The 14,233-nt window shown below is 37.8% G+C and carries 7 protein-coding genes; 3 read left to right on the top strand and 4 right to left on the bottom strand.

The features are described 5' to 3' along the window. Window positions 1-289: 289 nt before the first annotated feature. The 4 genes from GO493_RS26665 to GO493_RS26650 all read right to left on the bottom strand — a co-directional run bounded on the left by GO493_RS26665 (window position 290) and on the right by GO493_RS26650 (window position 10,450). Window positions 290-2,890, bottom strand: a complete 2,601-nt coding sequence (locus GO493_RS26665; RefSeq protein ID WP_157309289.1) for an alpha/beta hydrolase family protein — start codon at window positions 2,888-2,890, stop codon at window positions 290-292. Window positions 2,891-2,965: 75 nt separating this feature from the next. Next, window positions 2,966-5,608 carry a glycosyl hydrolase 2 galactose-binding domain-containing protein gene (locus GO493_RS26660; RefSeq protein ID WP_198315838.1) on the bottom strand — a complete coding sequence of 881 codons (2,643 nt, stop codon included), beginning with the start codon at window positions 5,606-5,608 and terminating at the stop codon, window positions 2,966-2,968. Window positions 5,609-5,664: 56 nt separating this feature from the next. Beyond that, window positions 5,665-7,137, bottom strand: a complete 1,473-nt coding sequence (locus GO493_RS26655; RefSeq protein WP_157309287.1) for a RagB/SusD family nutrient uptake outer membrane protein — start codon at window positions 7,135-7,137, stop codon at window positions 5,665-5,667. A gap of 10 nt (window positions 7,138-7,147) precedes the next feature. Beyond that, window positions 7,148-10,450 (bottom strand): SusC/RagA family TonB-linked outer membrane protein, encoded by a 3,303-nt coding sequence (locus GO493_RS26650; RefSeq protein ID WP_198315837.1) that lies wholly within the window; start codon window positions 10,448-10,450, stop codon window positions 7,148-7,150. A gap of 431 nt (window positions 10,451-10,881) precedes the next feature. Here GO493_RS26650 and GO493_RS26645 point away from each other — a divergent pair, with 431 nt between their 5' ends. From GO493_RS26645 to GO493_RS26635, 3 genes are all read left to right on the top strand, one after another. Continuing rightward, window positions 10,882-11,856: an AraC family transcriptional regulator gene (locus GO493_RS26645; RefSeq protein ID WP_157309285.1), complete on the top strand. Its 975-nt coding sequence runs from the start codon at window positions 10,882-10,884 to the stop codon at window positions 11,854-11,856. A 323-nt stretch (window positions 11,857-12,179) separates the two neighbouring features. After that, the gene (locus GO493_RS26640) at window positions 12,180-12,815 is read left to right on the top strand and encodes an RNA polymerase sigma factor (protein ID WP_157309284.1); all 636 of its coding nucleotides are present in this window, start codon (window positions 12,180-12,182) and stop codon (window positions 12,813-12,815) included. A 22-nt stretch (window positions 12,816-12,837) separates the two neighbouring features. Beyond that, a complete protein-coding gene (locus GO493_RS26635; protein ID WP_157309283.1) occupies window positions 12,838-13,986 on the top strand; it encodes a FecR family protein in 1,149 nt (382 codons plus the stop codon). Window positions 13,987-14,233: the final 247 nt, after the last annotated feature.

Below are 14,233 nucleotides of genomic sequence, written 5' to 3'. Positions count from 1 at the left end.
GTAATGATGGGTGAAATTTATAGCTTCATATACTCCAATCCTAGTAATATTAGGGTGGGGTTACCATCAGCGGAATGAGGGGGTACCATGTTCCGGTATGGGGGGATACCATACTCCGGAATCTACATTATAGATAGCAAATTCAAGTACACTTGAAGCGCTGCTAGTGGCGATTAGCTCATGTAATTGTGATTCGCGCCTTTCAAATCCAATCCCTTATCTTGATATCTAATTGATGAGAAAAGTTAATTTGCAGAGAAGTATTACAACTTTTATTTAGAGTACATTCTTATTTCTTAAGCCAGATTGGAGTTATAGAGTCTTTTAAGTAGTGGTTATAGAATTGATTCATCCTTAAACTAAAGTCTACTTTATTTTCTAAATCAAATACTCCATGATCACCTTTCTTATACTCAAGTAGCCAGACCGGTTTTCTCAGTCGCCTCATAATCAAAAAAAGCTGTGCAGCTTGGCTGAACTTGACACCTCCATCATTTGTTGTATGAAAAAGTAGCAATGGAGTCTCGATATCGTTTGCTTTAAATAAGGGGGAATTATTGATATAATAATCGGGATCTTCCCACAAGTTTCTTTTCATCCTTAATTGACCGTAGGTAAATGAGGTGTAAATACCTTCATAAGAATTGTTGTAGTAGGAAAATAAATCAGAAATACTCGAAGCAGAGCAAGCAGCTTTGAAATATCTGGAGTGAGCGATAATATAATTGGTTTCAAATCCTCCATAGCTGCATCCATTAATACCAAGTTTTGTCGTATCAATCCAAGAATATTTACCTAAATATCTAATAGCGGATTCAACTGATAATAACGCGGATTCCCCACTTTTGTTGAATTTGTAATAAATATCAGGTTTGAATATCAAGTATCCTTCCTGTGCTAATATTAAAGGATTTATTTGACATCCATTCAATACTGGATCGGGGAAAATATAGCCATTTAATGCATTGGACTGCTTTTCGTATAAGCTAAAAATTAACGGATATTTTTTTGTAGAGTCAAAATCAGACGGTTTATATAGAACCCCTTGAATTTTTAAGCCGTCAGGCAAAGTCCAACTATGCAATTCAGTTGTAATCCACTTATACTCATTTTCTGGGCTCAGATCAGATAGTTTAGTAAAGGATCTAAAGTCGCTTGTAGAATAATAATTAGGAAACTCAGTGGCACTTTCTCTCCGTACTATATATGTTGCGGCACTTGCGGCCTTTAACGGCACTCTTCCTTGAAAATTAAAAATTGCATAAAAGGGAATGTAGAAAATAAATGGCCCTTGATATAATAATTCTGGATTGATCGACTTTTGCTTGGGCAAGCATCTGTAAAAGCCGTTAAACTTATTTAACGTATTTAAGGATGTAACAATGACTTCTTTTCTTGTATCTATTATATTCTTAGTTAAAGAATTTATAAAAGAGAAGACAATTTTATTATCTTTTCCCAATCCATTGGTTATATTAATAGGTACGCTTTTTCCATCTAAATCAAACATCCAGATATCATAATCGTCATAAATAAAGACAGATTTTCCATCTTTGCTCCACCCTGCTAAACCACGCTGATTAAAAGGAATATATCCACCGGTATCTACTTTAATCTCAGGAAGGTAGGATAATTTCGTATGATTTGTTAAGTTGACAACTGACGAATCCGCAATGCGATAACTGCAGTAATCATCTTTCTCTCGATCATAATACACTACATATTTCTCGTCTGGAGTCAGAAAATACTGTATCCGAGGATCGTCAGGTAGTTTTAGTGCATGCCTTTTGCCGTCAGAAAAGCTAATGATGAACCATCTTTTTTTACAGGCGGGGTTCCAATTCACTTCTCTTTCATCACAATCACCGTCTGTTTGGGATATTAGCCAGGTATTTCCCCATTCATTAGAATATACACCACGATTCCAATCAGTCTTTTCTCCTTTTATGTCTAGTAAAATCAACTGGTCGGAATTTAAAGGAATACATCCTTTCATTATTTGTGTAGATCTATTTTCAGCAATTGGTATTCTTGAATCTGTATACCGCCAAATTCTCAAATCGCTAGTTTGATTTCCTTTCTGAGAATATGTATCATATTTTAACTGGAGAATTAAATTATTGGTTTTCGTAAATGCGACTAATTCACTGATATCTAAGCTGTTTTTTATTATTCTGACTTTATTGGTTGTAAGGTCAATAACTATTGCCGTTTTAGTTTGTTTCTCGCTAGAGTCAATCAATATTGCAGCCATCTTGTTGAAATCTGCATTAAAACATAATGATTTAAATTCTTTTGTCGTGGCTAATATATAAGGTTTCATATCGTGCAACGTGATTTTAAGGATACTCTCGGATCTAACGTTTTGTATAGTGTCGAAAGTATGAACAAATACACCCGTGCCTCCGTTTATGAACTCCACCCTCATTACCCGAGGTAGTGAGATCATTTTTCCGGATTTTAGTACTGTTACACTATCTTTTTTTCTCAAAATAATTGTATTCCTGTCATTTGGATGACTCTGGACTTGATTGTAACCTAAATAGTAATCCAATTTTCCACTAAAATAATAAATCATAACAGTATCCAATCCTTTTCGAAAGGTTGCTTTATTATTGTCTAGAGAAACGTTTTCAAAATTTCTAGCACTTGTAAAGCTGTGTTCCTCTCCACCCTTAGTGGATTTAATTGTAAGTGTGTTAAATCCATTTGGGAAATTGGTAGTAATATACAAGCAATATTTGCCATCGGGTGAAATTTGGGGGATTAATAAATCAGGCCACATTTCAATGGTTCTAGGTTTAATACTTTTCATCTGTGCTTGACTAGTATATGTGGCTAGAAATTGGCAAGCAAGAACAAATAAAAAAAACACAGAATTTTTTTTCATTAATAAATGATTGAAAATCTATTAATTCGTAAATATAACTTTCTGCTAACTCGAAAGAATTGGAGATAGAGAATTTTATTCCCATGTCTTTTGATTTGCAATCATTCTATCAAGATTTTGTTTTATCTCTGGGTTTTTAGATAATTCGAATGCCTTCCTTTCCCAAATTAATGCCTCAGACCGATTGCCAATTTTATACAGGAGATTGGCATAGGTATCAAAGGCCTCTGGTGAATTGGCGTCATTTTTTTCAATATTCTTTTCCATCACTTTCGCTGCAAATTTTAAGATTTCTGGATTACTGCTATTTAGGAATACTTGCCAAGACATATTATTGACATGAAATTTACTCCTATTAGAAGGCATTGCTCTCTTATAATAGAGCATGTAATACTTGGAGAAATTGTTCCAATCTTTCTTGTTAAGATATGAAATCATTTTAGATGAAAATATTTCCTCTTCTGCTAATTCTCCATATTGGGGGATAATCTTTTCTATTTGCCCCCAATTAATAATTGAATCATTTAAATATGGAAGAATATATTCACTAGATATAATACGCATCACGTAACGTTCTGCAGTATTCTTTCCAAGAACAGCATTTACTCTCTCTCTATTCCGTAGTAATACTCGGAAACTTGAATCATTGGTTGAATTAGTGAAAAATAGAATGGCTTTCAGATTTTCTGTGGCGAAAGTATCTTTAATGACTTTAAGATATTGATTTGTGACTCTTGTTGCAAGTAATGTGTCTTTGTGTCTTACAGCAGAAATTCCCAAGTTTCTTAGAAACGTAGAATCTCGCCGTCCATTTTCGAACAAGGTTCTCTTTTCTGAATAAGTTGGAAATGCAAGATATTGTAGGGAAAGGAATTGTTTACTTAAAATGAAAGAAGAATCAGATGTAGTACCCCAAAGAAAGGAATTAAATTTTCGTAGTGTGTCTGGATTTATCTTTATAATGGCTCTATCATATGTAATTAATCCATTTTGTTCGGATTCAACATCAAAAGGTTGAGTAAAGATGGATGCTGATAAACCTTGTTTCTCAAGCTTAACTAAAGAATCTGTCATTTTTCGATAGTATTCTTTAAGAGTGTCTATGTTTCCTGCTCCTTGATACCCCCATCCAACAGCTACATCATCCCAAAAATGTCCTTCTACAGGGACGCCAATTCCTCCAAATTCTCCCAATACTTGAACTTTTCCGGGTAACTTAGGTGCATTTCTCGGAAAAGGATAGGAGTGTACATCAGCCATGTCCGATCCCTGATAAGGATTGTCGCTCCGATCCCTCAATTGATTGTTCACATATAAAAGTTCCCCAGAATGCCCATTTAATAGTCTAGATGGATCTAAATCTTTGACTATCTTTGTGAGCCTACCTTGGTCGTACTGTCCCCATCTTTCATTGAACAGAACCCAAGAAATAATAGAAGGATGATTGTATAGTTGATCAATTGTCTCTTTTAATTCATTTTCGAATTCGATTTTAGCGCCCTCAGGTAGTTTTTGGTTAGGGTTAACAAAATCTTGCCATACTAGTAAACCTAATTTATCAGTATAATAATACCATCTTGCTGGCTCGATTTTAATATGTTTTCTAATTGTATTGAATCCCATTGCTTTGATTGCCTTTAGGTCAAAGCATAAAGCTGAATCTGTTGGCGCCGTATATATCCCATCAGGCCAATATCCCTGATCTAAAACTCCCAAATTAAATATATATTTATTATTTAAATAGATCCTATTGAAACCAAAATTGTCTGGCTTAACCTCAATCTTTCGCATCCCCGCATAACTATCGATTTGATCGATTATCTTTTCTTTATACTTAAGTCTTATTTGAAAATCATAAAGAAACGGGGAGGCAGGAGACCAAGTTTTTGGGTTCTCTATCTTAATTATAAATGTTGAATCCGCAGGGCCGTTAACGTTAGCTACTATCTTTCCAGATTCAGAAACAACAATTTCAGCCTGACAAAGATGTGATTTCTCACTTGTTTTCAAGGTCAAGGTAAAGGCCGTTTTATCAAGGTCAGGATTAATTCTTATGTCCTTGACATAAATTTCGGGGACAGTTTCAAGCCAAGCAGTTTGCCAAATACCGGAACACGAAGTGTAATATATATTTTGTGGATTCAATACTTGTTTACCATGAGGGCCAATACCTTTATCTGTAGGATCATATACTTTGACTAAGAGTTCATTATTACTGTTTTGTAATGCTTTAGTTAAATCAATAGTGAATTCAGTATAACCGCCAGTATGTCTGCCAACCTCTACGTTATTTAAATAGACGGTTGCCTGCCAATCAATAGCCCCGAAATGAAGTAATACCTTTTCTCCCTTTAATCGCTTAATAGGGCCTAATTTTTTCCGGTACCATAGTAATTCCGTTGGTAACAACTTTCTTTTTACACCAGATAGTGACGATTCAATTGGAAACGGGACGAGGATATCTCCGTCATAAGTTACTGGCCAACTTTCTGTTTGTGTAATTTTGTAGTTCCACTTGCCGTTTAAATTGCGCCAACCGTTTTTTCTTACTAATTGAGGGCGAGGATACTCTGGCAAGGGAGAATCTGAAGATACCCCTGTAGTCCACCTTGTTGGAATAGAAAGATTCTTTGGGCTCCAATTCTCATTTCTTTGAGAATAAATATCTGAAGTAATTAAAAGTAATGAAAGAATAACTACTAAGACCCTACCTTGCATTAACATGAGACAGTTTATTGAGAATTATGAAATTTCCTTGAATCAATGATATATATCTAATAACCAGGGTTTTGGTGTCCAACTAGCGTTGAATTTCTATTTAGTTCAGAAGCGGGTATTGGATATAATTGATCTGTTGATTGCCAGTTTGGAGCTTTTGTTTTTGATAAGACGTTATCAGCATTTAGAGTCCGTTTTAAATCGAACCACCTATGACCCCATTCTAAAAACAATTCTAGTCTGCGTTCACGAAGAACAAGAGATAGAGCTGTTTCATTTGAAGCATTTAAGATTGGACTCAAACCGGCTCTTACTCGGATTATATTTAAGTCGGACAGACCACCAGTTATATCACCGAGCCTAATCCTTGCTTCAGATCTAATTAAATATTGTTCCGAGAGCCTAAGAATAGACGTTCTCTCTTGAGGGGGGGATTGCAAAATATTACTTTTATATTTGGTTGGGTAGAAATAAGTAATATTATCAACAATCACACTATCTATCCAATTAGCCCTACGATTATCGCCTGCTTCGAAGGAGTATGCAAGAGAATCTGATAGATACACAGTGTTGGGAAATGAATTAGGCCCAGTGCTTGGCAATATGAATAATAATGCATCACTTGTATTGGTCACAGTGTTGCTAACTGATTGTAATTGCCAAATGGACTCTCTATTATTTATCAGGAATACATCTTGTAAGGGTACTGTATCGTACAACGCTTGATTTGAGATTACCTGTGAAGCATGCGATTCAGCTTGTTGCCATTCACCAATAAATAAATATACTCTTGCTAATAAAGATGTTGCAGCATATTTGTTAGGAGCGACCCTTTCGTCTGATGCACTTAGCAGTGTAGAATTCAAATAATTTTCGTTTAAGAGTATTTCAGCTTCTTTTAAGTCGGAGACAATTTGTTTATAAACTTCTGTTTGAATGCTTCTTCCTATTTTTGAGTTCAAAGTATAATCACTTGTTAGCACCAGGGGAATGTCGCCGTAGAGATTTGTAAGGTAGAAAAAGCAAAAAGCTCGAAGAAATTTGACTTCACCTAAAAGTTGTTTTTTTACAGCGGGAGTAAGGCTTATACTAGAATTCAGTCCTTCTATAACAGAATTAATAGTGAAGATCTGATTTGAATAGATACTGCTCCAGTAATCAAATGCCCCAGTTAATGTTGGTGTTAGAGTATTTGTGTAAAAAGACGTAAGAACTGGATCATTCACGTTATTGTAGACAACGAGCTCATCTGATGATAACCCTGCACATAAACTCAAGGAGGTTATCCCAGTATTTATACCCTGTTGGAACATTTGAGTATAAATTCCGTTTACAACAGCAATAGCACTGGCATCATTCTGATAAACTACGGAACTACTTGTTCCTACTATAGGCGGTTTTACTTCAACAAGTTTATTACAAGAAACTGTGAGAATTCCAAGCAATGAAATCAATAATTTTAATGTTAAACTGTTCGAACCCTTTTGAGAATATTTTAATGAACAGGTAGTTGGAGATAAACTTTTCATGATAATAAAATTAAAGTGATGCTTGAATTCCAAATGTCAAAACTCTGAGAGGAGGAAGGGAAAAATTGCTTTTTGTCTCAGGATCCAATCCTTTATATGGTGTAAATGTTAGGAGATTTTGTGCATTTACGAATACTCTTAAGCTATTGAACCTAATTCTGTTCAGTAGATTTTCACCAAAATCATACGATAAAGCAACGTTCTTAAGTCTCACAAATGAAGCATCTTCCCAGTATGCGTCGCTGGATAGTTGGTATCTATAGGCATTAATAAGATCAAAGTTTGATGTAGTTAGTTTCTGAACTGATTTTACATCTCCAGGTTTTTGCCAGCGATCTAATGTGCCTTTTGTAAAATTAAACATGCCCTGTCCTGGATTAACACCATCGAATGGTAAATTTTCAGCTTTTTGTTTTACGTATTGAACTAAAAAATCTAAGGAGAATCTCTTTAGTGTTAAAGTATTTGATATTCCTCCATATAGTGTTGGATTAGGATTAATATTTTTTGAGTAGTTTAGAGGATCACTAGAAGGGCTATTCGTAGTCTTTCCATCTTTGTCTAAAAATTCATACTGACCAGTTGTTGGGTTTACCCCACTTGATCTGAATCTTTTAACTAAATTTGACGGTTGTCCAATTACATATACATTTGAGTAGGGGCTGTTGGAGAGCCCTGGAAATGAGCTCAAGTTGTTCTTAGGAATGGTAATGTTGGCGTTTGTTGACCAGGAAATAGCTTTAGTCCGCAATTGGGTGGTTGTTATGGATAACTCAAAACCGTAATTTTGAATAACTGCGGGGAGATTTGCTACAAGTCCCAGAATCGGTCCTGAAGTGGCCGGTATTGTTGCTTGTATCAACATGTTAGAAGATCTATTTCTGTAATAAACAGTATTTAAGTAAATTTTATCTTGTAAAAAGCCCAAGTCTAAGCCAATCGATAGTTTTCTTGTAGTCTCCCATTGCAAATGAGCATTGTTGATTTTGTCAATAGCTAATGAAGAGCCTCCTCTATAGGGAATATCTCCGTTATTATTCCTGTATAAACTTTCATATGCGTAGTCTCCAATCTGGTCATTTCCTGTAGTGCCAATACTTCCTTTTATTTTACCGAAGCTCAGAAATGGAAACAAGTCTTTTATGCCTAGTTCATTTGAAAAGATCCATGCAGCACCAATAGAACCAAAATTGTGGAACCTACTTTGTATTCCGAATCTACTACTGCCATCTCGTCTTCCTGAAATATTGACTAAATATCTATCTTGATAGTTGTAATTTAGTTGTATAAATGCAGCATTATATTTATATTCTGAGAAAAGGATTGAATTGAAAGGAATAGAGACTGTTGTAGCTGCGTTTAAATTAGACATAACCCAATCGTTTGAGAATCCACTGGCAGAAATTCGGTTTCTTGATTTAGTAGTTTGTTGGATAGTGCTTCCTACCACTACAGTTAGATTTCCAAAACTTCGTTCGAGATTGTAGTGGATCTGTGGTTCAATAACCCATGATTTTACGCTGTTGAATCCAAATTCTGCTCGCCTTATTGCAAATGTTCGTCTTTCAGGGTTAAATGCACTTAAAGGTATTCCAGTGTATTCATTAGTCTGCATATTGTTATAGCCCAAGTTTAACTTAAGTAATATGTTTTGCATTGGCTTATAATTGAGGACTAAATTACTTAAGAGACTATTAGTTGCGCTCTTATACTGAGAGTTTAAACTAGCTAGTGGATTTGAAGTGATTGTGCTAACACCAGAACTATTTGGGGCAAAATTCAAGCTTCCATCCGCCTTTTTTAAATCAGGCATATTTGGAGGTAAAGTCATTGCAGCTCTGGTCTGATCTGCAAGAGGAAGTTCATTGTTGTCTGCTAAATAACTGCCAGAAAAGTTAATTAATATCTTTTTATCATTTGAGTTGACATCTAAATTTACCCTGACAGATGCTTTTACATCGGCTGCATCAGTTTGGAAAACAGTTGTTTCTCTGTGATAGTTGCTGCCTATTAGATATTGCAAGTTGGTATTTCCACCACTAATTCCAAGTTGTATATCACTATATTTGGCCTTGCCTCCAAGTAGCTCTTTTTGCCAATCAGTATACTTGGTAGAATCCCATGTTCCATTCAAGTCATAAGCAGTCGAAGGGATGTTGGTTATATTATCGTTCGAAAATGCTTCTCTCCTAACTGTCAGATATTCCTTGGTATTCATTAAGTCTAACTTTCTCGCTACTGTGCCCCAACCTGTCTGCATTATTAAGTCAAGTTTCATCTTACCAGACTTGCCTCTTTTAGTTGTAATGATTATGGCCCCATTTGCGGCGCGAGATCCATAGATAGCAGTGGCATCCGCATCTTTTAACACTTGGATGCTTTCTATATCTGACGGATTAATGAAAGACAACGGATTCCCAAGATTTGGGCCAGCTCCCTCTCCACGCCCCCCAGGTCTGAAAATGGTGCCTAAATCGGCTGTAAGAGATTGAATATATGGCATCCCATCAATCACATAAAACGGAGATACCCCCTTTTGTAAACTGTTAATTCCTTGTATAAGTATTTCTATACCGCTATTGGCGAAGCCAGAAGATTGAGTAATAGTAATACCTGGTATACGGCCGGCTGCTGCGAGTATTGGATTGTTAACAGGAGAATTCTGTATGTCCTTGGCCTTCACTGAAGAAACGTTCCCAGTCAATAGCCTATTAGTTGTTTTCGTGTAAGCTAGAACAATAACATCGTCTAGTACTTTTTCATATCTATTTAGTATTAAGTTGCCAAGAACTGTCCTTTTTTTTATTGGAAAATCCTTCGTAGCAAAGGAAATACTAGAAATCGTCAAAACTGCATTTGATGGAACATCGGTAATCAGAAAGTCTCCATTTGAATCAGAGATGGTTCCAGTTCTTGTCCCCTTCAAAACAACAGTAGCCCCAATAATAGGGCTACCTTTTTCGTCTGTAACTTTACCTGTAACTGTTATTAACTGAATGGTGGAAAGAGAAGTGTCTGTTAAAGTGGTACTTGGATTTGAGTTCTCACTTAATTTTTTTTTACGTAAGATGATCGCTTCATCATCATAGGTCCAGGAGATATCAGATGCTTGGAATAGATATCTCAATACATCTTCGAGGCTTGCGTCTTTGAAATTGACAGTGACTTTCTTGTTCTCGTTAATGTCTTCGTTCCTGTACCATATAACCTTTCCCGTTTGTTTACGTATCAGCTTAAAAACTTCCGAGATAGTAATACTTCTCGAAGCGATCGTAACTTTGGGGATGATCTTTCCTGAGCTTTGGGCATTCATGTGTAAACACAGACTGCCGAGAAAGACGAAGAACAGAACTTTGGCGAAGCACCGACATGTGCTCGAAATGGCTGACCGTATTAACATAAGGCTAGGTAATTTTGGTTGGTAGTTTGATATTTACTTATAAGCTGTATGATGATTCTCGAAATTCTAATTATCTCACATGATACACTCTATAGTCGCCCCTTATCAAAACCCTAGTGTAGACCTCATAAGCAACGTCCCAAGTATTTTTATTTTTTTAGAAAAATTTTTTCCATCAATTTTACAATATCATGTTATTATGACACCGCGTTATGATCTTAAGTGACTGAAATTGTCATATTGATTTAGCTACAAATCCATCTTTTTTACTACCATCAGACGAATTTAGAATACTGGAAGAATAACGAGAACGTGCTTTTGTTAACAACTAATTAACCAGATCTATGGAGTTTCTACCCTCCGCCATTGTGAAACCAGGTTATATCCCACCTGGCCTCGAAAAATACAGAATACCCATAGCAAATGCCTTTACTTATATAAGTGATGAAGTGAGTATTTGTTCACAACGTATACGATTACAATTATTCACCATCCAATTTCATATCATTACCTGCCATACAGCCACCACCATCCAGCCCCGTAGCCAGAAGGATCTGTTAACAATTCATTATATGCTGAAAGGGGAAATTGATGCCTGGCTGCAGAACGGAGATTTTGTTCCGCTTAACGAAGGAAGGCATAACATGGTGTGGGTGCCAGGGAATATTGACCACCGGGCGGATGTTAGTCCCGGGGTATACTGGTGCTTTCATATTGATCTTCATGAGAATGCCCGGCAATTCCTGGCAGACAGTATTACTACCTTCCCTGTTGTAATGGAGCTGGCAAGCAGGAGAGGAGGCGTGATAAACCCAGCCCCTATGGAGACAGACAGCATGGAAGCGCTTATTATAGAAAAGATCCTGGCCTGCAAACTAACAGGCCCTACAGCCCGTAAATTCTTCACCGAATGCGCAAATGAACTCCTCATTCAGTTTGCGGAAAAATATGTTAATACTATTATGAAATACCTTCACAGTATCACCATTAAAGATCAGGACCTGGCAAACATCTTCGCCCTCCAGGTACACCTTAACACTAACCTGCAGGATACAAGAGAACTGATGCGTATTGCTAAAGACTTCAATCTCAGTCCACAGGCACTTGAAGACGGTTTCAGGGCCGTGTTCGGCAGGTCAGCGGATGAGTACTACAACTCAAAAAGAATGATGAGAGCATTTGAATTGTTGGGGAATTCGGATCTGCCCTATAATGCCGTAGCCTACCTGGTAGGATATGGCGACTTCAGCAAATTCAGGGATGCCTTTCATGTCTACTTCGGTAAATTCCCCTCAGAAATAAGACTCACCTTCAGATAATATCTTTGCTGAGCCCGGAAAAAAAATGAATGGAATGTTCGGCGGATTTTATAACTTTCCTATAGAAATTATGGGGACGGTGTAAGTCATGTGAAGGGGAACAAAACTATATACCGCCTTTGGTTGTATATATAAAGTAACGGAGCCTGTCTGCTCCCTCACAGACAGTTCAATACTAAACTATGATATTAACTATATGCTACAACCTCAGCGTTGTAGATGTTGGAACTATATAATTAACAAAGGGCTTAACAAAACAATAACAAAAGGGGAAAGTACTGACTTATAACTATTACAACTGAATAACAGCTACGTATACACTGTTGATAGCAGCATCTGCTGTTGATAACAGCTACGCTTATATTTATATGCAGCTTCCCGGCCCGCGTGAATGTACCAATATGCTGGAGCAGGACGATACTATATTGCTTAAGAGATTACAGGAGGGGGATGAGACAGCGTTCTCTGATATCTATACAAGGTATAGCGAATACCTTGTGCTGGAAGCCGCCTTTCACCTGAGAGATCCCATGGCCGCGCGGGATATGGTACAGGATATGTTCACCCAATGGTGGCACAACCGCACATTGCATAATCTCGTATTTAAAGAAAAGGTTACATTCAGGACCTACCTTAAACAATCCGTACGCTATAATTGTAGTAGGAGTAACCTGATGCAAACTAAAAAACAGGCATCAGTACAAACCCTTTACAGGATACAGGAAAAGGAGCAGATAGAGAATCCTGAACCAGCCATCTCAGAAGAAATGGACCGGAAGATCAAAAAGTACCTGAACGAATTACCACCAATGCCCAGACAGGCGCTTACAAAAGTTTACCTGGAAGAACTGCAGAGGAAAGATATTACGCATGAGCTGAACATTACGGCTAAAACCTTGCGTAACCACCTCAACAGGGGCATTAATATGCTACGCCAGAAACTAAACAATTCATTATAGGCGTTAGTAGTAAAGACTGAACATGGAACAAGCGCAGACATACGAAGAATATATAGGAGGGCTTGCATACGAAGCACTGGCAGGGATCATTTCTCCTGAGGATAAACTTATTCTTGAAAAAGAAATACGTACCAATAAACGCGCACTCGCTGTATGGGAAGAGAGAATAAACTTCTTTGAATCGCCCGCAATGCAGCAATTCTGGGAAAACAGGCAGGACCATATGGTACTGCCGGCAGAAATTGCGGCAGAGATAGCCCCAAGGCATACTTCACCTATCCGTAAGATTATCCGTTACGCAATAGCCGCGGCCGCCAGTGTAATAGTAGTAATGGGAGGCATGTGGTTCCTGCAACAAAGAAATGCAGGAGCAGATAAACCACGGGTTATAACAGGCAGCAAAGGCATTACCTTACAGGTGGCAGGAGGGAAGGAAATAGCGCTCAGCAATACCGCCAGCACAGTTAAAGCAGGGGATGTTATCCTGAACAATTCCGGTAAAGACCTGAAATATGAAACCACAGGAAACACCGCCGCTGTATATAACACACTCTCCGTACCCGCCGGCATGAACTACCAGCTTAACCTGGCAGACGGAAGTAAGATATGGCTTAACTCAGCCACCACCTTACAGTTTCCCTTTAAATTTGCTGGCAATAACAGGGAGATCACCATCACCGGTGAAGCTTACCTTGATATTGCTGCAGACCCCGCTCATCCTTTCCTGGTACACCTGCCTGGAGGAAATACCGTACAGGTGCTGGGTACCACTTTCAATGTCAATACGTACGACAGTAACCGCACACAGGTAGCCCTTGTTACCGGCGCTGTTAAAGTACAATCCGCAGAAGGAGGCTCCGTTCAGCTGAAACCAGGGTTACTGGCTACAGAGAGCGGCAATACCTTTGAAACAGGAACATTTGACGCAGATAACCTCCTTGCCTGGAGAGAAGGTAAGTACTATTTCAATGCCGCTTCCATACAGGAAGTAGCCGATGTGATAGGCCGCTGGTACGGTGTAAAGGTGATCATAGATTCACCTGGTCTGTCTCACAGGAAATTTTCGGGCAGCCTGTACAGGAACGCCCCCCTGGAAAAATTCCTGAACCGCGCTACCCAGATGCTGGACGCTAGTTACTATTATGAGGATGGTGTGCTGCACATTAAATGATTATGGTCAATCCCCATAAAACGAAACCCCGGACAAAGTGTAAAACAATGTTCGGGGTTTTTCTGTTTTTATAATGTTTACTGCTATGCCGGATTCTCAAAATGAGAAAAAGGTCATTTATTTAGTTTTCAGCAAAGGAAAGAACCCCAGAATTCTGTCGAAGTTCCCTTAACCGCAATCACATCAACTGCCCCGTTTTAGCCATTATTGAAACTATCAGTCCTGGTAAGTTACAGTATCGTCATCA

Origin of the sequence: Chitinophaga tropicalis (assembly GCF_009758205.1) — a bacterium.
In the GTDB taxonomy this organism is placed as follows: domain Bacteria; phylum Bacteroidota; class Bacteroidia; order Chitinophagales; family Chitinophagaceae; genus Chitinophaga; species Chitinophaga tropicalis.
This window is presented reverse-complemented; position numbering and strand designations above follow the sequence as displayed.